Genomic DNA, 21,193 nt, shown 5'->3' on the forward strand with positions numbered 1-21,193 from the left:
GGCAGGGTGGGCACACCGTGCCCACGTCACCTTGCTCAGCGCTTGGTGACCCGCCAGACCACGTTACCCACGTCGTCCGCGATCAGCAGGGCACCGTCCGCATCCTGCGCCATGCCGACCGGCGCACCGAACAGCTGCTTCTCGTCGGCCGAGTGGAAGCCGGTCACGATCGACTGGGCCGGTCCGCTGGGCATGCCGTTCGCGAAGGGCACGAAGATCACCTGGTAGCCGCTCAGCGGCGTGCGGTCCCAGCTGCCGTGCTCGGCAACGAAGGCGCCGCCCTTATATTGCGGGAACATATTCCCCGTGTAGAACCACAGGCCCAGTGCGGCAACGTGGGAGCCCAGCGCGTAGTCCGGCTTGATGGCCTTCGCGACCAGGTCCGGGCGCTGCGGCTGGACGCGGCGGTCGACGTTCTGGCCGTAGTAGCTGTAGGGCCAGCCATAGAAGCCTTTTTCCTTCACCGAGGTCAGGTAGTCCGGCACCAGGTCGGCGCCGATTTCATCCCGCTCGTTCGCGATGGCCCACAGCTTCCCGCTCTGCGGTTCCCATCCCAGGCCGGTCGGATTGCGGATGCCCGACGCGTAGACGCGGCTGGCGCCGGTCGCGGCATCGACTTCCAGCACGGCGGCGCGCCGGTACTCCACTTCCAGGCCGTTTTCCGTGATGTTGCTGTTGGAGCCGCTGCCGACGTAGAGATGCTTGCCGTCGGGGCTCGCCAGCAGTGCCTTGGTCCAGTGGTGATTGACGGTGCTGGGCAGGTCGCCGAGCTCGACGCCGGGGTCGGACATCTTCGTCTCGCCCGGGGTGTAGCGATACTTCATGATGTTGCCGGTGTTGGCGACATACAGGGTGTCGCCGACCAGCTGGATGCCGAAGGGCGAGTGCAGCTTTTCGATATACACGAACTTGTCCCACTCGCCGCTGCCGCCGGGCTTCCTGCGCAGCAGGGTGATGCGGTTGCCGCCCTTGCCGCCCTTGCCGGAATTATTCTTGACCTTGCCGGCAATCACCTGTTTCGGCGTGGTCACGGCTTCCTCGCCCGGACCGTTGGCTTCCACGACCAGCACGTCGCCGTTCGGCAGCACCAGCAGCTGGCGCGGGTGCAGCAGGCCGGAGGCGATCTTTTCGATCTGCAGGCCGGCGATGACTTGCGGCTTGGCGTCGCCCTTCCAGCCGACGCCGTCGGGCACCTGCATCGGCGGCACCAGGAAGTCCTTGGGTTTGGGCATTTGCGGGTTGCCGCCCACCTGCTGGGAAATATTCAGCTGGGCCTTCTCGCCGCAGGCACTCAGCACCAGCGTCATCACGGCCGCCATGCCCAGGCTCAGCCGCCATCCGTGTTTACGCTTGTCCATGGCTGACCTCCTCGTAGACGACGTAGTCGGCAGCCAGCACGATCCGGCCGATCACCATGGCCAGCACCGTCAGCACGGACAGCCAGACACCGGCCGGCATCGTGGCATAGGCATCGCGGCTGTGCACGAAAGCATTGAACAGGGCAGCGACGATGGCGATGACCTGCAGCCAGAAATTGATGGCCAGGTTACGCGTCCGGATGCGGCGCTTGCCGAACCAAGTGCGGCCGAGATTGATGAGCTGGGGAATGATGGCGAACAGCAGGCCGATGCTGATCAGCCAGGCTGCGGCTTTTACCCACAGCACGGTGTAGGTATTTGAATAGAGGATGTCGAAGATGAGCGCGCCCACGAAGAAGCCGAAGGGTATGGGGTCGAGTACATCGAATATCGCCGATGTGATGCTGAATCGGGATGTGTGTGTTTCTGTTTTCATGTTGCTGCCTCTCTGGATGTGAACAAATGTGTTGTGACATTAGCATGGATATGGAACAACACGTCGCATGACTGGATCGCTGTCGGCGCAGCAAAATTTGCATGAGCTTCCTCGAAAAGCTTCGTTGTCGATGCAATCATGCGGGCATAAGCTGGACGCATCCCGACTCATCCGAAAGCCGCCATGTCCGCCGTACTCAAAGAAGTCTCCGACACCCGCCAGCACTTCGTCATCAAGGCCTTCGGCGCCCCGCTGGGCGCCGAGGTGCTCGGCCTCGACCTGTCCCGGCCCCTGTCGAACGAGGACTTCGCGCGCCTGCACCGCGCCCACCTCGAGCACCACGTGCTGGTGTTCCGCCACCAGTACATCACGCCCGGCCAGCAGGTGGCCTTCAGCCGCCGTTTCGGTCCGCTGCAGATCCACGTGCTGCGCCAGTTCCAGCTGCCGTCGGATCCCGAAGTCCTGATCGTCTCGAACATCCGCGAGAACGGCCAGCCGATCGGCCTGGGCGATGCCGGCCACTTCTGGCATTCCGACCTGTCGTACAAGGAGAAACCGAGCCTCGGTTCGATGCTGCACGCCCAGGAACTGCCGCTCGAGGGCGGCGATACCCTGTTCGCCAACCAGCACACGGCCTGGGAAAGCCTGCCCGAGCACCTGAAGCGCGCCGTCGCCGGCCTGAAGGCCGAGCACAGCTACCTGAACCGCTATGCCGACCTGCAGAAGCGTAATCCCTGGCGCCCGAACCTGACCCAGGCCCAGATCGACGAAGTCAAGCCGGTCGTGCATCCGGTGGTGCGCACCCATCCCGAGACCGGGCGCAAGGCGCTGTTCGTCAGCGAGCATTTCACGACCCGCATCGTCGGCCTGCCCGACGACGAGAGCCGGGCGCTGCTGGACGAGCTGTTCGACCGCAGCACCCGCCCCGAGCACATCTACCGCCACCAGTGGCAGCCGCAGGACATGGTGTTCTGGGATAACCGCTCGCTGATGCACCTGGCGGCCGGCTGCCCCGACGACCAGCGCCGCAAGCTTTACCGCACCACCATCGAAGGCGACGTCCCCTTCTGAACCATCACAAGAAAACCACCATGCGCACCCCATTCCGCACCCCGTTTCGTTACGTATCGACGTTCGCCACCGGCCTGGCCCTGTCGGCGCTGGCCCTGTCCACCGTCCTCGCCACCCCGGCCCGCGCCGAGGGCCAGCTGCGCATCGCCCAGCAGTTCGGCCTCGTCTACCTGCTGCTGAACGTGGCCGAAGACCAGAAGCTGATCGAGAAGCACGCCAGGCTGCAGGGCGTGCCCGTCAAGGTCGAGTATGTCCAGCTGTCGGGCGGGAATGCCGTCAACGATGCCCTGTTGTCCGGCTCCATCGACGTGGCCGGCGCCGGCGTCGGCCCGCTGCTGACGATCTGGGACCGCACCGCCGGCCGCCAGAACGTGCGCGGCATCGCCTCCCTCGGCAACTTTCCCTACTACCTGGTCACCACCAACCCGAACGTGAAGACCATCGCCGACTTCAGCGACAAGGACCGCATCGCGCTGCCGGCGGTGTCGGTGTCGGTGCAGGCGCGGATCCTGCAGATGGCGGCGGCGAAGCGCTGGGGCACGGCGGAATTCGCGCGCCTCGACCGCCTGACGCAATCGGTGCCGCATCCGGATGCCGCGGCCGCGCTGATCGCCGGCCAGACGGAGCTGAACAGCCACTTCGGCAATCCGCCTTTCCAGGAACAGGAACTGGCCGGCAATCCGAAAGCCCACATCGTCCTGAATTCCTATGAGGTGCTGGGCGGCCCGGCGTCGTCCACGGTGCTCTACGCCACCGAAAAATGGGTGAAGGAAAACCCGAAGACCTACCGCGCCTTCATCGATGCGCTGAACGAGGCGGCCCAGCTGGTCGGCGCCAACCGCGAGCTGGCCGCCGACGCCTACCTGCGCGTGACCAGGGCCAGGGCCGACCGCGCTTTTCTCCTGAAGGTGATCGGTAATCCGCAGATCCAGTTCAAGGTGGCGCCGCAGAACACCCTGGGCCTCGCCCGGTTCCTGCACCAGGCCGGCGCGATCAGGAAGCAGCCGGCGTCGTGGCGCGACTACTTCTTCGAGCATCCGGCGCTGGCGTCGGGCAGCTGAAGGGGAGGGCGCGGCATGAACATCTATCCTTTCCAGGCGCCGGCACCCCTGTTGCAGGCCCAGGACCTGAGCATCGACTACACCAGCGGCGGCGCCCGCGTGCGCGCCACCCACGAGGTCTGCTTCGACGTCCACGAAGGCGACCGCTTCGTGCTGCTGGGGCCTTCCGGCTGCGGCAAGTCGACCCTGCTGAAGGCCGCCGCCGGCTTCGTCCGGCCGACGTCCGGCGGCCTGCTGCTGCGCGGCCGGCGCATCGTCGGGCCCGGGCGCGACCGCATCGTCGTGTTCCAGGAATTCGACCAGCTGCCGCCGTGGAAGACGGTCAGGCAGAACGTGATGTTCCCCTTGCTGGCCGGCGGCGTGAAGCGCAAGGAGGCCGAGGCGCGCGCCCTGCACTGGATCGGGAAGGTCGGGCTGGCGCGCTTTGCCGACAGCTATCCGCACACCCTGTCGGGCGGGATGAAGGCGAGGGTGGCGATCGCCCGTGCGCTGGCGATGCAGCCCGACATCCTGCTGATGGACGAACCCTTCGCGGCGCTGGACGCGCTGACCCGCCGCCGCATGCAGGAAGAGCTGCAGACGCTGTGGGAAGAAGCCCGCTTCACCATGCTGTTCGTCACCCATTCGATCGAGGAAGCGCTGGTGGTCGGCAACCGCATCCTGCTGCTGTCGCCGCATCCGGGCCGGGTGCGGGCCGAAATCAACAGCCACCAGTTCAGCCTCGCCAGCAGCGGCAGCGCCGAATTCCAGGCCGCGGCCCAGCGCATCCACCGCCTGCTGTTCGGCGAACAGAGCCTTGATCCGTCCCGGCCCGACGAGGACGTCACCGTGGCCGTGCCGGCCCTGGCGGTGCGCTCATGAACGCCGGCGTCGAACCGCCGGTGCGGCCGGAATACGAGCTGCCGCTGCTGCCACCGCCGCCGCTCGAGGCGGCAGCGCGGCCCGCCACGGCCCGCGAACGCCTGGGCCGGACCCTGCTGCAAGCCGGCTGGCTGCGCAAGGCCGTGCTGCTGGCCTTGCTGGCCGCGCTGTGGGAATGGGCGGCCCACGTGGCCGGCAACGACCTGCTGCTGCCGGGTTTCCTGCAGACCGCGCGCGCGTTCGTGGACGGCGTGGTGTCGGGCGAGCTGCCACGCTACGTGGGGGTGTCGCTGGGCGTGCTGCTGCAGGGCTACCTGGCCGGCGTGGCGGGTGCCTTCCTGCTGACGTCCGTGGCGATGAGCAGCCGCATCGGCCGCGACCTGCTGGAGACCCTGACCGCCATGTTCAACCCGCTGCCGGCGATCGCCTTGCTGCCGCTGGCCCTGCTGTGGTTCGGGCTGGGCAAGGGCAGCCTGGTGTTCGTGCTGGTGCACTCCGTGATGTGGCCGCTGTCGCTGAATGCCTACGCCGGCTTCCGTGCGGTGCCGCAGACCCTGCGCATGGCCGGCCGCAACTACGGCCTGGGCGGGCTCCGGATCGTCACCCAGATCCTGGTGCCGGCGGCGCTGCCGGCCATCCTGTCCGGCCTGAAGATCGGCTGGGCCTTCGCCTGGCGCACCCTGATCGCGGCCGAGCTGGTGTTCGGCACCACCTCGGGCAAGGGTGGCCTCGGCTGGTACATTTTCCAGAGCCGCAACGAGCTGTTCACCGACAAGGTGTTTGCCGGACTCGCCACCGTGATCGTGATCGGCCTGCTGTTCGAACATATCGTGTTCAACGCGGTGGAACGCCTGACGGTCAGGCGCTGGGGCATGCAGGGCTGAATGTGTTAATTTGAAGACATGTTCTTGTCGAGGTGACGGCGAAAAGTTAAAATTGACGAAATTGCCGTTTGCATTCTTCCTGAAGCGGCCCCTGCTTGATGTATCCTCCGCAACATGAGCCCTTCGCCGACCAGCCAGCCCGTCAACACCATCGCCCAGCATACGCCCGCCCTCGCCACCGAATCCGCGCTCGAACAGGCCAAGATCAGCCGCCCCTACCGCGAGCTGCTGCGCCTGTTCGAGCAGGCGCCCGGCTTCGTCTGCTTCTTCCGCGGGCCGGAGCATGTGTACGAGCTGCAGAACCATGCCCACCACCGACTGGCCGGCTTCAAGGACATCATCGGCAAGCCGGTCAGGGTGGCGCTGCCCGAACTCGAGGGCCAGCAGTTCTTCGAGCTGCTCGACCAGGTGTTCGCCAGCGGCCAGGCCTTCGTCGGCACCGCGCTGCCGCTGGGCGTGATTCCCGCCGGCGGCGGCGAGGCGACCCTGCGCTACATCGACTTCGTCTACCAGCCCATCGTCGACGACGGCGGCACCGTGGTCGGCATCTTCTCGCAGGGGAATGACGTGACCGAGCGGGTGCTGGCCGAAGAAGGCTTGCGCCGCAAGCAGGAAGAACTCGAGCGCATGGTGGAGCAGCGCACCGCGGCCCTGGCCGAAGCCCACGCCGCCCTCAAGCTGGCCAACGAACTGCAGGGCGACAAGATGCACCTGCAGCGCCTGTTCGAGCAGGCGCCCGGCTTCATTTGCGTACTGCGCGGGCCCCAGCATGTGTACGAACTGGCGAATGCCGCCTACCGCAGCCTCACCGGCGGCCGCGAACTGATCGGCAAGACCATTCGCGCGGCCCTGCCTGAAGTGGTGGCCCAGGGCTTCGGCGACCTCCTCGACCAGGTCTACCGCAGCGGCAAGCCCTTCATCGGGCGTTCGGTGCCGGTGGTGCTGGACAACGGCCGGGACGGCGGCAGCGAGACCCGCCACCTGGACTTCATCTACCAGCCGGTGCTGGATCCGATGGGCGCCGTGATCGGCATCTTCGTGCAGGGCAGCGACGTCAGCGAGCAAAAACTGGCGCAGGACGAACTGGCGCGGCACCAGCTCGAACTGGAGTCCCTGGTCAGCGCCCGCACCGAGGAGCTGTCCGCGGCCCAGCATGCGCTGCAGCGCTCGCAAAAGCTGGAAGCGATCGGCAAGCTGACCGGCGGCGTGGCACATGACTTCAACAATATCCTGCAGGTGGTCGGCGGCAACCTCGAACTGCTGCAGCGCCGCCTGCCGGACGGCGAGGGCCGGCAGTTGCTCGGCTCAGCCCTGCAGGCGGTGGAGCGGGGCGGCAAGCTGTCCGCGCAGCTGCTGGCCTTCGCCCGCCGCCAGCCGCTGCAGCCGGTGGTGGTGAATCCCGGCCGCATCGTCGGCGGCATGGACGACCTGCTGCGGCGCGCGCTGGGCGAAACCATCCAGATCGAGACCGTGCGCGGCGGCGGCCTGTGGAATACGGTGGTCGACCCCAACCAGCTCGAGAACGTGATCCTCAACCTGGCGATCAATGCGCGCGACGCCATGCCGGGCGGCGGCCGCCTCACCATCGAGATCGGCAACGCCCTGCTGGACGATTCCTACGTGGCGGCCGAGCCGGACACGACGCCCGGCCAGTACGTGATGATCGCGGTGTCCGATACCGGCAGCGGCATGGGCCGCGACGTGCTGGAGCGCGCCTGCGAACCCTTCTTCACGACCAAGCCGGAAGGCGTCGGCACCGGCCTCGGCCTGTCGATGGCCTACGGCTTCGTCAAGCAGACCGGCGGCCACTTCAAGATCTACAGCGAGCCCGGTGAAGGCACCACGGTGAAGATGTACTTCCCGCGCAGCTTCGAGGCCGAGAACACGGCCACCCGCCTGACCGGCGGCCCGGTGGAAGGCGGCAGCGAGACCGTGCTGGTGGTCGAGGACGATCCGGCGGTGCAGCGCACCGTGGTCGAGATGCTCGGCAGCCTGGGCTACAGCGTGCTGAAGGCCGACAACGCCACCGCCGCGCTGTGCATCGTCAAGAGCGGCATGCCGATCGACCTGCTGTTCACCGACGTCGTGATGCCCGGCCCGCTGCGCAGCCCCGAGCTGGCGCGCCAGGCCAAGGAACTGCTGCCCGGCCTGGCGGTGCTGTTCACCTCCGGCTATACGCAGAACGCGATCGTGCACGGCGGCCGCCTCGATCCCGGCGTCGAGCTGCTGTCCAAGCCCTACGGCCGCGAGCAGTTGGCGCGCAAGGTACGCCACCTGCTGGCCAACCGCGCCATCCCGGCGGCGCCGGCACCCGGCAGCGTGACGCCGTCCGCGGCGCGGCGCCGGATCCTGGTGGCGGAAGACAATCCGGACCTGATGCGGACCACCTGCAGCCTGTTCGACGCCCTCGGCCACGACGTCAAGGGCGCCGGCACCTTCGCCGCCGCCGCCGGCCTGCTGGAGGAGAGCCGCTTCGACCTGCTGTTTACCGACATCGACCTGGCCGGCGAATCCGGGGTCGAGCTGGCGCGCCTGGCGGTGCAGCGGCAACCGGCGCTGCGGGTGGCGTTCGCCTCAGGCTACGGCGCGCCGGACCGCGACGAGGTCGGCTTCCCGTTCTGGATCGTCGCCAAGCCCTACCGGCTGGAAGACCTCGAGGGCGTGCTGGAGCGGCTGGACTGAGGCCCGGCCTGGCGGCGCCGATGGTATGATGGCGGCATGACGTTTCTGAATGTTCCCTACGCGGAAAAAGACCAGGCCCGCGAACTCGGCGCACGCTGGAATCCCAGCCGCAAGCGCTGGTATGTGCCGCCCGGCGTCGCCCTCGACGCCTTCGCCCGCTGGATGCCGAAGGAGGGCGAGCCGCCATCCGACCGCGATGCCCGCGCCGCCAAGCTGGTGACCGGCAGCCGCTATGTCGAGGTCGACCACGCCTGCAATCCCTTCGAGCCCTGCGCCCAGTGCGCGCCGCTGCTGGCGGAAAAGGGCTGGACCGCCGCCCGCGAAGACGTGCTGAAGGCGCTCAGGGCGCTGGCGCCGCGCTAGCTTTTCGCCGCGGGCGCTTCGCCCAGCGCCGCCAGCAGGGCCTCGAGGTCGACCGGCTTGACGAAGTGGCGGTCGAATCCGGCCGCCTTCGACAGCACCTTGTCGTGGGCCTGGCCGTAGCCGGTCAGCGCCAGGTACACCGCACGGCGCTCGTGCGGCTTCTGTTCCGCCATCGCGCGCAGGCGCCGCGCCAGCGCATAACCGTCGATGTCCGGCAGGCCGATGTCGAGGATGAAGACCTGGGGCCAGTCCTGTTCCGCCAGCGCCAGCGCGACCTGTGGTTCGTGCGCGACCGCGACCTGGTGGCCGAGGGCGTGCAGGATCTCGGCCAGGGACTGGGCGGCATCGTGATTGTCGTCGACGATCAGGATCGACAGGCCGGGCAGCTCCTCCGGCGCCACCGTGCGGCCGTCGCCGGCTGCGCGATTGCGTCCCGCCTCCGCCAGCGGCAGCACGATGCGAAACAGGCTGCCCTGGCCGGCGCCCGCGCTGTCGGCCTCGACGCTGCCGCCATGCAGGCCGACCAGGCTTTTCACCAGCGCCAGGCCCAGGCCCAGCCCGCCCTGGGCGCGGTCGGGCGTGCGTTCGGCCTGGGTGAAGAGGTCGAACACCTGGGGCAGGAGCTCGGGCCCGATGCCGATGCCGTTGTCGCGCACCGAGATCGTCGCGCTGCCTTCGCCGACTTCCAGCGACAGTGCAATCGCGCCGCCCTGGGGCGTGTACTTGGCGGCGTTGTTGAGCAGGTTCGCCACCACCTGCACCAGGCGGATGCGGTCGCCGTCGACCCAGGCCGGGTCGGCGTCCATGGCCTGGTCGAGGCGGTGGCGGCGCGCTTCGACCAGCGGGCGCGCCTGCTCGACCGCGCTGGCGACGACCGCCTTCAGGTCGACCCGGTCGCGCTGCAGCTCGACCAGGCCGCGGGTGACACGCGAGACGTCCAGCAGGTCGTCCACCAGGCCGGTCAGGTGGCGGACCTGGCGGATGATGATCTCGCTCGACTGGCGTACCCGCTTCTCGTCGGCCGCGGCGCGCACCAGCAGCTGGGCGGCGCTGCTGATCGGCGCCAGCGGATTGCGCAGCTCGTGCGCCAGCATGGCCAGGAATTCGTCCTTGCGGCGCGCCGCCGCCTTCAGTTCTTCCTCGTTGCGCTTCTTGTCGTCGATGTCGGCCAGGGCGCCCATCCAGCGCACGATGGCGCCGTCCTCGCCGGTGACCGGCAAGGCGCGGTTCAGCACCCAGCGCCATGCCCCGCTGTGGTGGTAGAGGCGGTGCTCGACCTCGTAGGGCGATCCCGCCGCCAGGCTGCGCGCCCAGGCTTCCTGCAGGCCGGGCAGGTCGTCGGGATGGACGATCCTGCCCCAGCCATGGCCGGCCAGTTCTTCCTCGGGCATGCCGGTGAACTCGCGCCAGCGCATGTTCAGGTAGTCGTTGGTGCCGCTGGCGTCGGCCGACCAGACCAGCTGCGGAATCAGGTCGGCGATCGAACGGAACCTTGCTTCGCTGTCCTTCATCGCGCGCTCGGCCGCGATCCGCGCCGTGATGTCGAGGTTGGCGGCCACCGCGCCGACGATCTCGTCGTGTTCGTTGCGGATGGCGGCGGTGCGAATCAGGATCGTGCGCCGGGTGCCGGGCGCACCGAACGGTTCGATCTCGGCGATGCCGCCGTTGACGTCCTCGCCGCGCAGCGCGCCCGAGATCGGCCACTCGTCGGGGTGGATGCGCTGGCCGGCGCGCGGATCGCCGGCCGGCCACCAGCCTTTCCACTCGGCGTAGCCTTCGGTTTCGCCGGGCGCCGGATGGCTGCCCCAGATTTCGCGGTTGGTGGCATTTGCCGCCATCAGGTTGCCGGCGGCGTCGACGTAGACTATGCCGACCGGGGCGGCATCCAGCAGCACGTCCAGGCGGCGCCGGTTCTCCAGTTCGCGCAGCAGCGCCTGCGAGGCGACCCGCTCGCTCTCGTCGCGCGCCAGCTCGGCCTTCTTGCGCTCGGTGATGTCGACCGCGACGCCGGCGAAGCGGCGCCTGCCCGTGACGGGGTCGCGGAAGACCTTGCCGCGCGCGTTGACCCAGACCTCCGGCCGCGACAGCTGAGGAATGCGGTAGTCGATGTTGTACAAGGTGTCGGTGGCGATCGCGTGCTCGATCGCGGCGACCACGCGCGGGCGGTCGTCCGGATGGATCATGTCGGTGAAGCGTTCGAGCTCGGTGCCGGCGCGCGCCAGCGACGCATCGACCTGGAACAGGCGGGCGAACTGCTCGTCGACGAAGGTGGCGCCGGTATCGAGTTCATACGCCCAGGTGCCGATATTCCCCGAGGCCTCGATGCTGAGGGCGTAGCGCTCCTCGGCTTCCTTGTGGCGCGCCAGCGCCAGCACCTTGTCGGTGACTTCGACCACGGTACATAGCAGCCCGCGCACCACGCCGGTGTCGTCGCGCAGGGGACTGTAAGAGAAGGTGAACCAGGCCAGTTCGGGGTAGCCCTTGCGTTCCACCGTCAGCTTGAAATTTTCGAAGAACAGGGCCTCGCCGTGCAGCACGCGGCGCGCCAGCGGCGCCATGGTGTCCCAGACTTCGGACCACAGCCGGGGCAGCGGGGTACCGATCGCGCCTTCGAGCTTGTTGCCCAGCAGGGGCGCATAGGCGTCGTTGTGGAAGACGAAGAACTCCTCGCCCCAGGCCAGGAAGGTCGGGAAGGAGGAGCCCAGCACCATCCCGAGCGACATGCGCAGCGAGGCCGGCCAGCCCTCGATCGGTCCGAGCGGATGCGCGTGCCAGTCGCGTGCAAGGGTGCGCGCACCGGCGTCGCCGCCGTTGGCGAGGAAAGCATCGCGGTGATTCATCGTGGACGGATCCGGTGGAGTCAAACGCAGGATTGTACCGAAGTATCGCGGGCACCGTCCGCACGCCTCGGCCGCCCGGCGCGGCAAGGACTTGAAGATGCTTCAGGGCAGGTTTTTCTATGGGAAATGTCGGAATTCGGCGTGCATCGATTTGGTGCAAATCCCTCCGGGCCGAACAGTGTGCGGTGCGGAGCGGGAATCGACTTAAGATGGCGACGCGAATCTCCAGAAAGGAAGCCAGCATGAACGAGCATGTCAGGATTGAGGGCGCCGGCATCGACAGCGGGCGGCGCGAATTGCTGATCGCGGGCGCGCTGTCGGCCACCGCGGCCGCGCTGCCGGGCGGCGCCGCTGCCCAGGCGCCGGGCGCGACGAAGACCGCGGAGGCATCGACCCCGGCGCCGGTACTCTCGAAAGTCGCGCTGCGCGTCAACGGCCAGCGCTACGAGCAGGACGTCGACACGCGCACCACCTTGCTCGACCTGCTGCGCGAGCACCTGCGGCTGACCGGCACCAAGAAGGGCTGCGACCAGGGCCAGTGCGGCGCCTGCACCGTGATCGCGGATGGCCGCCGCATCAATTCCTGCCTGAGCCTGGCGCTGATGCACGAGGGCGCCGAGATCGTCACCATCGAAGGACTGGGCAAGCCCGGTCAACTGCACCCGCTGCAGGCGGCCTTCGTGAAGCACGACGGCTACCAGTGCGGCTACTGCACCCCCGGCCAGATCTGCTCGGCCACGGCGATGCTGGACGAGGTGAAGCAGGGCATCCCCAGCCACGCCACGGCCGACCTGAATGCGCGCCCGCTGCTGTCGCCGATGGAGATGCGCGAGCGGATGAGCGGCAATATCTGCCGCTGCGGCGCCTACTCCAACATCATCGAGGCGATTTCGGAAGTCGCCGGCGTGGAGGCCAGGGCATGAGGGCCTTCACCTACCAGCGCGTGCGCACACCGGCCGAGGCAGCGCAGGCCGCCGCCACCACCCCGGGCGCGCGCTTCATCGCCGGCGGCACCAACCTGCTCGACCTGATGAAGCTGGAGATCGAGACCCCGGTCCACCTGATCGACGTGAACGGTGCCGGCATGGACCGTATCGAGGCGACCGGCGACGGCGGCCTGCGCGTCGGCGCCCTGGTGCGCAACACCGACCTGGCGGCCGATCCGCGCGTGCGGCGCGACTACGCCGTGCTGTCGCGGGCCCTGCTGGCCGGCGCGTCGCCGCAGCTGCGCAACAAGGCGACCACCGCCGGCAACCTGCTGCAGCGCACCCGCTGCCCGTATTTCTACGACACGGCCCAGCCCTGCAACAAGCGCCAGCCGGGCAGCGGCTGTTCGGCGATCGGCGGCTTCAACCGTCATCACGCGATCGTCGGCACCAGCGAAGCCTGCATCGCCACCCATCCGAGCGATATGGCGGTGGCGATGCGGCTGCTGGATGCGCAGGTCGAGACGGTGCGCGCGGACGGCGCCAGGCGCGTGATCCCGATCGCGGACTTCCACCGGCTGCCGGGCGACACGCCGCACATCGAGCACGTGCTGGCGCCGGGCGAACTGATCACCGCGGTGAGCTTGCCGAAGCCGCTGGGCGGGCGCCACTTCTACCAGAAGGTGCGCGACCGCTCCTCGTATGCCTTCGCGCTGGTGTCGGTGGCCGCGGTGGTGCAGGCGGACGGCAGCGGCAGGGTGGCGCTGGGCGGCGTGGCCCACAGGCCCTGGCGCATCCCCGGCGCCGAACAGCAGCTTGCGCGTGGCGGCCGGGCGGTGACGGAACAACTGCTGGCCGGCGCCCGCACCAGCCAGGACAACGCATTCAAGGTGCCCCTCGTGCAGCGCACGATCGACGGGGTCCTGCTCGAAGCAAGGAGGGCTTGAGGCATGAAATTCACGACGCCAGCCGGGACCAATCCGATCGACCGCCTGCGGGTGGTCGGCCGCCCGACCGAGCGCATCGATGGTCCGCTGAAGACCACCGGCACCGCGCCCTATGCCTATGAGCAGAACAAGGCGATCCCGGATGCCGCCTACGGCTATGTGGTGGGCGCCGGCATCGCCAAGGGCCGCATCGTGGCCATGGACCTGTCGGCGGCGAAGCGGGCGCCGGGCGTGATCGCCATCGTCACGGCGGAGAACGCCGGCAAGCTGGGCAAGGGCAAGTACRACACCGCGAACCTGCTGGGCGGGCCGGAGATCGAACACTACCACCAGGCGGTGGCGCTGGTGGTGGCCGAAACCTTCGAGCAGGCGCGCGCCGCCGCCGGCCTGGTGAAGGTGGAGTATGCGAAGGCCAGGGGCGAGTACGATCTCGCCAGGGCCAAGGACGGCGCCGGCCTGGCGAAGAAGGAAGAGAAGCCAGAGACCCGCACCGGCGACTTCAAGGGCGCCTGGGCCGCGGCCCCGGTCAAGCTGGACGCCATTTACACCACGCCCGACCAGTCGCACGCGATGATGGAGCCGCATGCCTCGATCGCGCGCTGGGAGGGCGACAAGTTGACCATCTTCACCTCGAACCAGATGGTCAACTGGGGCATGAAGGACATGGCGAAAACCCTCGGCATCCGCGAGGAGAACGTGCACCTGGTCTCGCCGTATGTGGGCGGCGGTTTCGGCGGCAAGCTGTTCCTGCGCTCGGAAGCCCTGCTGGCGGCGCTCGGCGCGAGGGCGGCGAAGCGGCCGGTGAAGGTGACCCTGCAGCGCGCCATCATGTTCAACAATACGACCCACCGGCCGGGCACCATCCAGCGCATCCGCATCGGCTGCACGCGCGAAGGGCGCATCACCGCCATCGCCCACGAGAGCTGGTCGGGCGACCTGCCGGGCGGGAAGCCGGAAACCGCGGTCCAGCAGACCCGCCTGCTGTATGCGGGTCCGAACCGCTACACGGCCTTGCGCCTGGCGACCCTGGACCTGCCGGAAGCGAATGCGATGCGCGCGCCGGGCGAGGCGCCGGGCATGATGGCGCTCGAGATCGCGATCGACGAGATGGCGGAAAAGCTGAAGATGGATCCGGTGACCTTCAGGATCATCAACGACACCAAGGTCGATCCGGAAAAGCGCGAGCGCAGATTCTCGCAGCGGCGCCTGGTCGACTGCCTGCGCCAGGGCGCGGAGCGCTTCGGCTGGAACAAGCGCAATCCGGTGCCGGGCCAGGTCCGCGACGGCCGCTGGCTGGTCGGCCATGGCATGGCCGCCGCCTTCCGCAACAACCTGGTGATGCGTTCGGCGGCGCGGGTACGCCTGGAGCGCGACGGCCAGGTGACCGTGGAGACCGACATGACCGACATCGGCACCGGCAGCTACACCATCATCGCCCAGACTGCGGCCGAGATGATGGGCCTGCCGCTGGAGCGGGTGGTGGTGCGGCTGGGCGACTCGAACTACCCGGTGTCCGCAGGTTCGGGCGGCCAGTGGGGCGGCAACAGCTCGACCGCCGGCGTCTACGCGGCCTGCGTGCGCCTGCGCGAGATGGTGGCGCAGAAGCTGGGGCTGGATCCGGCCGGGGCCGAATTCGCCGACGGCATGGTGTCGGCGGGTGGAAAGCGCTTCCCGCTGCGCCAGGCGGCCGAGGGCGGCGAGCTGAATGCCGAGGACAAGATGGAGTATGGTGAGCTCGACAAGAAGTACCAGCAATCCACCTTCGGCGCGCACTTCGTCGAAGTCGGGGTCGACGCCGTCACCGGCGAGACCCGGGTGCGGCGCATGCTGGCCGTGTGCGCGGCCGGCCGCATCCTGAATCCGAAGTCGGCGCGCAGCCAGGTGATCGGGGCGATGACGATGGGCGTGGGCGCGGCCCTGATGGAAGAGCTGGTGGTCGACCAGCGCATCGGTTGCTTCATCAACCACGACCTCGCCATGTACGAGGTGCCGGTGCATGCCGACATCCCGCACCAGGAAGTCGTCTTCCTCGACGAGACCGATCCGGTTTCCTCGCCGATGAAGGCCAAGGGCGTGGGCGAACTGGGGATCTGCGGGGTCGGCGCGGCGGTCGCGAATGCGATCTACAATGCCACCGGCGTGCGGGTTCGCGATTATCCTGTCACCCTCGACAAGCTGTTGCCGAAATTACCTTCCGTGGCGTAGCTGCAACCGGTCGAGCGAAGAATCGCGGTCCTGTGATTTTTGGAGAGCTTCTTGGTGGGAAGCGGTAGTAGTATGACGAGCGTCAACCTACCGGAGTCCAATGCCATGCTGACCGTCGAAACCCTGGAACGTCCCGAAGCGGCGCCCGACGAATGGCTGCGCCTGGGCGTGCGCATCGTCGTCACCGGACGTGGCGGCGAGAACGCCCAGGCCGTGCTGCAGCAGGTGCTGGCCCTGTTCTGGCCGGTGGCCGAACTCTACGATTTCTACACGACGCCCTATCCGCGCCTGCCGGATGCCACCGTGCTGCGCATCGCCTTCGACCTGCCGGCCGGCTATGAGGCCGGCGTGAGCGGCATCGTGCAATCGATCGGCGGCGCCGGCTGGACCGTCGATATCTACGAAGACGGCGAGCAGGCCGCCTGCTGGAAGCCGGAGCACGGCGCCGTGCGGCCGCTGTGCGACCATTTCCACTCGGCCGAGATCAACCTGATCCCGTCCTCCCACCTGGCGGAATTCCGCAAGTCTGCGGCGCCGCGCCTGCTCCAGTAAGCCGTTTCAGGCGAGACGTTCGGCCAGCGGCGGCGCCGGCAGGCAGCCCAGTCCCGCCAGCGTTGCCTCCACCGCCCGGTCCAGCGGCGTGTGCGGTTCCCTGCCCAGCACTGCCAGCAGCCTGGTATTGTCCATCCTGACCGGCTGCCGCCACAGGTAGCGCATTTCCAGCAGCTCGCGCATGGTGGCGTGGAAAGGCGCCGCGAGGCGCGCCAGCCACCAGGGGAAGGCGCTGATGCGCGGCCGCCGGCCGCCGGCACGCACGACGGCTCCCGCAATCGCATGCGCCATGCCGGTGCCGTCGGCATCCCAATGGCCGGCCATGTGAAAGGCCGCGAAAGGCGCCAGTTGCGCGCGCCGGTCGATCAGGGCGACCATCGCCGCGGCCACGTCCGGCAGATAGGCCCACTGGTGGCCGATGCCCGGCTGCGCCGGGTTCAGCACGCGCGTGACGGGCCGGCCTGGCCGGACCAGGCCTTGCGAGAACCAGTTGTTGGCCGCCTGCGGACCGAAATAGTCACCGGCGCGCAGCACCAGCGCCCGTCCGCCGCCGTCGCAGAATCCACGCAGCGCCGCTTCCATCCGGACCCGGATCGCGCCCTTGCGCGTCGCCGGATGCTGGAGCGCGTCTTCCTTCAGCAGCGGAAACGCGTCCTCACCGTAGTTGTAGACCGTCCCCGGCAGCACGACCAGCGCATTGCCCGCGAGCGCCGCGGCGATGGTATTGGCCAGCATGGGCAGCACCAGCTTGTCCCAGTCACGATAGCCCGGCGGGTTGACGGCGTGGACGATCACCGCGCAGCCGGCCGCGGCGCGCAGCACGTCCCCGGCGTCGAGCGCGTCGCCGCGGATCCAGTGCAGGCCATCGGCGCCCGGGCCTTCCCGTTCCAGGCCGCGTTTCAAGGCCTTGACCGTCCAGCCGGCCGTGCGCAGCTGGCGTGCCGCTTCGCCGCCGATGCCGCCGGTGGCACCCAGTACCAGTACCGTCTTGCTGTCCATATTTGCTCCCGATGTGGTGATGTGGTGAAGATGCCCACAGATTAGAGGAGGCGGTAGTCAAATGGAATTGCATAACTTGGTATGGCTGCTATACATTAATGTATGACTCCGACCATCGAATGGGAGCTTTACCGCTCCTTCCTCGGCGTGCTGCGGACCGGATCGCTGTCCGGCGCGGCGCGTCTTCTGGGCGTCGCCCAGCCGACCGTGGGCCGCCACATCGCCGCCCTCGAGGCGGCGCTGGGCCTCGTATTGTTCACCCGTTCGCAGACCGGCTTGCTGGCCAGCGACGCCGCCCTGGCCTTGCGTCCGTATGCCGAGGCGATGCAGAGCACGGCCGCGGCCCTGGAGCGGGCGGCCGCCAGCTTCGGCGACGGTGTGCGTGGCGTCGTGCGGGTGACCGCCAGCGAAGTGATCGGCGTCGAAGTCTTGCCGCCCATCCTGCAGCGCCTGCGCGAGCGCCATCCGGCGCTGAAGGTGGAACTGGCGCTGTCCAACGAGATGCAGGACCTGCTGCAGCGGGAAGCCGACATCGCCGTGCGCATGGCAGCGCCGCACCAGGAGCAGTTGGTGGCGCGGCGCATCGGCGCGATCGAACTGGGTCTGCACGCCAGTCCCGCCTACCTGGAGCGCCACGGCAGTCCGGCCAGCCTGGACGATCTCGCCCGCCATACGGTGATCGGTCCCGACACGATGAGTCCCTTCGTGCGCCAGGCCCTCGCGCGGCTGCCGGGGATCGGGCGCGAGCTGTTCGCGCTGCGCACCGACAGCGACCTGGCCCAGCTGGCGCTGATTCGCGCCGGGGCCGGCATCGGCATCTGCCAGGCGCCGCTGGCGAGGCGCACGCCCTCGCTGGTGCGGCTGTTGCCGGACGCGCTGGCGCTGCCGCTGGACACCTGGGTGGCGATGCACGAGGATTTGCGCGGCAGTCCACGCTGCAAGGCGGTCTTCGACGCGCTGGTCGAAGGCCTGTTGGCGTATGTTGGGCGCGATTAAGCATCAGGAGGAGACGCCGATGAGCTACCAGACCACCCTCGAATTCCAGACCCCTGGGCGCGGCACGCGCGACATCAGCGCCGCCGTCGCCGACGCCGTGGCCGCATCCGGACTGCGCTGCGGCCTGGTCCATGTGTTCGTGCAGCACACCAGCTGTTCGCTGACGATCACGGAAAACGCCGATGCCGACGTGCGCCGCGACCTCGAGACCGTGATGGCGCGCCTGGCGCCCGACGGCGACCCGGCTTACCGCCACGATGCCGAAGGCCCGGACGACATGGCGGCGCACGCGCGCAGCATGCTGAGCGATACCGGCCTCGTGGTGCCGGTCGGCGATGGCCGGCTGCTGCTGGGCCCCTGGCAGGGCATCTACCTGTGGGAGCACCGGACCGCGCCGCATCGGCGCCGGGTGGTGGTGACCGTGCTGGGCAGCTGAGTTATAGTTGAGGCAATGTATCCGGTGGAGAGGTGGATGAGGTGGACTTCAGTGTCCTCGGCGGCCGATGGCCATGGCAACGAGGATCATGTGGCGGTATTCGAGCAGGACGGGGTGACCGACATCGTGGTGCTGGACGGTGCCAGTTCGGTAGCGCAGCAAAACTACATCGACAGGGAGATCGGCGACGTCGCCTGGTTCGTGCGCCGCTTCAGCGCGGCCTTCGGCAGGACCCTGGCCGGCCGTGGCTCGCAGGAGCAGGTGGTGCGCGCGGCGCTGGACGAGGTCCGCGCCGAGTTTCATGCGCGTACCGACGGCGTGGCGGTGCCGGTGTATGCCTGGCCGGTCGCGGCCATGACCTGGATCCGCATCATGCCGGCACGCGGCGGCTCCGAACTGATCCTCTACTGCCTGGGCGACTGCAAGACCTTGCTGCTGCGACCGGACGGCGGCGTACAGGACCTCGACCCTTATGCGAACCCGCAGGAAGCGCTGGTCAAGGAGGCCGTCGCCGCCCTGGCGCGCGAGGGCGTGCTGGACCCGGCGGCGCGGCGCGAGCGCCTGTTGCCCATGCTCAGGCGCCGCCGCGAGGAGCAGAACACGGCCTTGCAGCCGCCCGGGCTGTGCCTGGAGCCGGCCGGACCGTTTGCCGCGCGCCGCCATGCGCTGCGCGCCGAACCGGGGTCCATGCTGCTGGCCATGACGGACGGCTTCTACCGCCTGTCCGACAGCTATGCGCTGTACACCGACGCCGGCCTGGCCCGCGCCTGCGCGCGCGACGGACTGGAGACGCTGCTGGCCGAACTGCGTGCCCACGAGCGGACCGGCGGCGCCGGCACCGGGCTGGCGGTCAAGCAGGCCGACGACGCCTCGGCCGTGGCCTGGCATTGCTGATCGTCTTTTCAAAGAGGAGGAAGCCCATGAGCGAAGCAAGGCAGAAGGAACTGATCGAACGCTACCTGGCGGCGTATAACGCCTTCGACATCGAGGCCATGCTGGCCCAGCTCGAACCAGGCATTCGCTTCGAGAATTTTGCGGGCGGCCAGCTCACCGCCGAGAGCAGCGGCATCGAGGCCTTCCGCCAGCTCGCCGAGCAGTCGAAAGGCCTGTTTTCGGAGCGCGAACAGCGTGTGACCGGCCTGGCCCGCGAGGGCGAACTGCTGGTGGCGGAGATCGCCTGGCGCGGCCGGCTGGCGGCCGACGTCCCCGGCGGTCCACCGGCCGGCACCCTGCTCGAAATGAAGGGCCGCTCCGAGTTCGCCTTCGGCCCGGCAGGGATCCTGAAGATCGTCGACCGCAGCTGAGCCGCGCGGCTTGCGCTTGCTTCGGTGACCGAATCAACGCGAACACAGCCTCAGGAAGCCTTCCGGCGCAGCATGATTGGAGGCAAGGCTCCGTTGAACGATCCTTTAGGAAATTGCTGTTGTGACGGGGAGACAGGGCTGCATGCGCAGGAACAACGCATATGGATATAGCAATCCATTCGTGTCGCGGGTTTCGGAGCGCGCGTATTATCATGAAGGATACTCAAACGTACATGAAAGGGATCCTATGAGCACCGATAAAGGTTTTCGTCTATCACGGCTTTCGCAGCAGAAACAGCGCGCCCGCCGGGTCCGCATCGGCGTCGTGCTGGTGCTGTGCGCCCTCCCGGTAGCCATGGCCCTGGCCAAGTCGGGCCTCGGCCTGGTCCAATCCGCACCGCTCTGACATAATCAAGCTACGACAACCCCACCACGGAGAAGCAGGCATGCGCGCACGCTACGAACGATTCGGCACCCAAGACAAGGGCACTGTGGCAAGGGACCTGCGCCGGGTGCTGCTGGGCACCGGCGCGATCCTGCTGGTGCCGCTGGTGGCGATGCGCTTCACCGCCGAGGTAAACTGGGGCGTGCTGGACTTCGCCGTCGCCGGCGTGCTGCTGGCCGGCATCGGCAGCCTCTTCGTCCTGCTGACCCGTAAACTCCATACCGCCGCGCAGCGCCGCGCCATCGGCGGCGGCTTGCTGCTGACCCTGATGCTGGTCTGGGCCGAACTCGCGGTCGGCATCTTCGGCAGCCCGATCGGGGGTAGCTGAGCGGGCAGCCGAGCGGGTAGCCGGGCCACCCGCGTTCTTCCTCTTTACGCCGCCGGCTGTGCGCCGAAGCCGATCGCCAGGCGGTTCCAGCTGTTGATGGCCCCGATGGCCAGGCTGAGGTCGACCATCTCGCGCTCGCTGAACTGTTCCCGCAGCGCTGCATAATCCGCATCCAGCGCCGGCTGTTCCGACAAGCGGGTCAGGGCTTCGGTCCAGGCCAGGGCTGCGCGTTCGCGCGGGCTGAAGAATGGCGTCTCGCGCCACACGGCCACCGCGTACAGCCGGCGTTCGGTTTCGCCGGCCTTGCGCGCATCGGCGGCATGCATGTCGACGCAGTATCCGCAACCGTTGATCTGGGAAGCGCGCAGCTTGACCAGTTCGAGCAGGCTGTGTTCGAGCCCGGAATCGCGGACATAGTTCTCGACGCCCAGCAGGGCTTTGTAGGCGGACGGCGAGGCTTTGTAAAAATCGAGGCGTTGCATGGTGTACTCCTTCAGTT

Annotated in this window: 21 protein-coding genes; 16 read left to right on the forward strand and 5 right to left on the reverse strand. The window is 68.3% G+C overall.

The features are described 5' to 3' along the window. Positions 1-35: 35 nt before the first annotated feature. Together AC1DOQ_RS14695 and AC1DOQ_RS14700 are read right to left on the reverse strand one after the other, a co-directional pair. Complete coding sequence (locus tag AC1DOQ_RS14695; RefSeq protein WP_477365336.1) at positions 36-1,358, reverse strand: PQQ-dependent sugar dehydrogenase; 1,323 nt, start codon at positions 1,356-1,358, stop codon at positions 36-38. Next, positions 1,345-1,710 carry a DUF2231 domain-containing protein gene (locus AC1DOQ_RS14700; RefSeq protein WP_477365339.1) on the reverse strand — a complete coding sequence of 122 codons (366 nt, stop codon included), beginning with the start codon at positions 1,708-1,710 and terminating at the stop codon, positions 1,345-1,347. Before AC1DOQ_RS14700 ends, AC1DOQ_RS14695 begins: the two co-directional genes overlap by 14 nt. Positions 1,711-1,977: 267 nt before the next feature. Here AC1DOQ_RS14700 and AC1DOQ_RS14705 point away from each other — a divergent pair, with 267 nt between their 5' ends. The 6 genes from AC1DOQ_RS14705 (at position 1,978) to AC1DOQ_RS14730 (ending at position 8,716) form a co-directional block, all read left to right on the forward strand. Continuing rightward, positions 1,978-2,865: a TauD/TfdA dioxygenase family protein gene (locus AC1DOQ_RS14705; RefSeq protein ID WP_477365342.1), complete on the forward strand. Its 888-nt coding sequence runs from the start codon at positions 1,978-1,980 to the stop codon at positions 2,863-2,865. A gap of 20 nt (positions 2,866-2,885) precedes the next feature. Then, positions 2,886-3,926, forward strand: coding sequence for an ABC transporter substrate-binding protein (locus AC1DOQ_RS14710; RefSeq protein ID WP_477365345.1), 1,041 nt, complete (start codon positions 2,886-2,888; stop codon positions 3,924-3,926). A 15-nt stretch (positions 3,927-3,941) separates the two neighbouring features. Continuing rightward, positions 3,942-4,787, forward strand: a complete 846-nt coding sequence (locus tag AC1DOQ_RS14715; protein ID WP_477365348.1) for an ABC transporter ATP-binding protein — start codon at positions 3,942-3,944, stop codon at positions 4,785-4,787. Then, positions 4,784-5,671 (forward strand): ABC transporter permease, encoded by an 888-nt coding sequence (locus AC1DOQ_RS14720; RefSeq protein ID WP_477365351.1) that lies wholly within the window; start codon positions 4,784-4,786, stop codon positions 5,669-5,671. The genes AC1DOQ_RS14715 and AC1DOQ_RS14720 overlap by 4 nt, the downstream gene beginning before the upstream one ends. Positions 5,672-5,785: 114 nt before the next feature. Beyond that, on the forward strand, positions 5,786-8,353 hold the full coding sequence (locus tag AC1DOQ_RS14725; RefSeq protein WP_477365354.1) for a response regulator: 2,568 nt from the start codon (positions 5,786-5,788) through the stop codon (positions 8,351-8,353). Positions 8,354-8,389: 36 nt separating this feature from the next. Further along, the gene (locus AC1DOQ_RS14730; RefSeq protein WP_477365357.1) at positions 8,390-8,716 is read left to right on the forward strand and encodes a DUF5710 domain-containing protein; all 327 of its coding nucleotides are present in this window, start codon (positions 8,390-8,392) and stop codon (positions 8,714-8,716) included. Here the strand turns inward: AC1DOQ_RS14730 and AC1DOQ_RS14735 are convergent. After that, positions 8,713-11,556, reverse strand: coding sequence for a PAS domain-containing hybrid sensor histidine kinase/response regulator (locus AC1DOQ_RS14735; RefSeq protein ID WP_477365360.1), 2,844 nt, complete (start codon positions 11,554-11,556; stop codon positions 8,713-8,715). The genes AC1DOQ_RS14730 and AC1DOQ_RS14735 overlap by 4 nt on opposite strands. A gap of 242 nt (positions 11,557-11,798) precedes the next feature. On the opposite strand from AC1DOQ_RS14735, the gene paoA reads away from it, so the two are divergent. From paoA to AC1DOQ_RS14755, 4 genes are all read left to right on the forward strand, one after another. Next, the gene (paoA, locus tag AC1DOQ_RS14740; RefSeq protein WP_477365363.1) at positions 11,799-12,479 is read left to right on the forward strand and encodes an aldehyde dehydrogenase iron-sulfur subunit PaoA; all 681 of its coding nucleotides are present in this window, start codon (positions 11,799-11,801) and stop codon (positions 12,477-12,479) included. After that, positions 12,476-13,429, forward strand: coding sequence for an FAD binding domain-containing protein (locus tag AC1DOQ_RS14745; protein WP_477365366.1), 954 nt, complete (start codon positions 12,476-12,478; stop codon positions 13,427-13,429). The genes paoA and AC1DOQ_RS14745 overlap by 4 nt, the downstream gene beginning before the upstream one ends. 3 nt (positions 13,430-13,432) lie before the next feature. After that, the gene (gene paoC, locus AC1DOQ_RS14750; protein ID WP_477365369.1) at positions 13,433-15,634 is read left to right on the forward strand and encodes an aldehyde oxidoreductase molybdenum-binding subunit PaoC; all 2,202 of its coding nucleotides are present in this window, start codon (positions 13,433-13,435) and stop codon (positions 15,632-15,634) included. 105 nt (positions 15,635-15,739) lie between these two features. Next, entirely contained in the window at positions 15,740-16,186 is a 447-nt protein-coding gene (locus tag AC1DOQ_RS14755) for a hypothetical protein (RefSeq protein WP_477365372.1), read from the forward strand. Between the two features lie 6 nt (positions 16,187-16,192). On the opposite strand, the gene AC1DOQ_RS14760 is transcribed toward AC1DOQ_RS14755, so the two are convergent. Beyond that, the gene (locus AC1DOQ_RS14760; RefSeq protein WP_477365374.1) at positions 16,193-17,185 is read right to left on the reverse strand and encodes an NAD-dependent epimerase/dehydratase family protein; all 993 of its coding nucleotides are present in this window, start codon (positions 17,183-17,185) and stop codon (positions 16,193-16,195) included. Between the two features lie 102 nt (positions 17,186-17,287). Between AC1DOQ_RS14760 and AC1DOQ_RS14765 the strand changes: the two genes are divergently transcribed. The 6 genes from AC1DOQ_RS14765 (at position 17,288) to AC1DOQ_RS14790 (ending at position 20,694) form a co-directional block, all read left to right on the forward strand. Then, entirely contained in the window at positions 17,288-18,181 is an 894-nt protein-coding gene (locus AC1DOQ_RS14765; RefSeq protein ID WP_477365377.1) for a LysR family transcriptional regulator, read from the forward strand. Between the two features lie 19 nt (positions 18,182-18,200). Further along, positions 18,201-18,617 carry a secondary thiamine-phosphate synthase enzyme YjbQ gene (locus AC1DOQ_RS14770; RefSeq protein ID WP_477365380.1) on the forward strand — a complete coding sequence of 139 codons (417 nt, stop codon included), beginning with the start codon at positions 18,201-18,203 and terminating at the stop codon, positions 18,615-18,617. Between the two features lie 36 nt (positions 18,618-18,653). Next, positions 18,654-19,511 (forward strand): protein phosphatase 2C domain-containing protein, encoded by an 858-nt coding sequence (locus AC1DOQ_RS14775; RefSeq protein ID WP_477365383.1) that lies wholly within the window; start codon positions 18,654-18,656, stop codon positions 19,509-19,511. Positions 19,512-19,537: 26 nt separating this feature from the next. Then, positions 19,538-19,921 carry a nuclear transport factor 2 family protein gene (locus AC1DOQ_RS14780; protein WP_477365386.1) on the forward strand — a complete coding sequence of 128 codons (384 nt, stop codon included), beginning with the start codon at positions 19,538-19,540 and terminating at the stop codon, positions 19,919-19,921. A 247-nt stretch (positions 19,922-20,168) separates the two neighbouring features. Then, complete coding sequence (locus tag AC1DOQ_RS14785) at positions 20,169-20,327, forward strand: hypothetical protein (RefSeq protein ID WP_477365389.1); 159 nt, start codon at positions 20,169-20,171, stop codon at positions 20,325-20,327. Between the two features lie 40 nt (positions 20,328-20,367). Beyond that, positions 20,368-20,694 carry a hypothetical protein gene (locus tag AC1DOQ_RS14790; RefSeq protein ID WP_477365392.1) on the forward strand — a complete coding sequence of 109 codons (327 nt, stop codon included), beginning with the start codon at positions 20,368-20,370 and terminating at the stop codon, positions 20,692-20,694. Positions 20,695-20,738: 44 nt separating this feature from the next. Here the strand turns inward: AC1DOQ_RS14790 and AC1DOQ_RS14795 are convergent, their stop codons facing one another. Beyond that, positions 20,739-21,176, reverse strand: a complete 438-nt coding sequence (locus AC1DOQ_RS14795) for a carboxymuconolactone decarboxylase family protein (protein WP_477365395.1) — start codon at positions 21,174-21,176, stop codon at positions 20,739-20,741. Between the last annotated feature and the right edge of the window lie 17 nt (positions 21,177-21,193).

It is taken from the genome of Massilia sp. 01N417 (assembly GCF_056399645.1).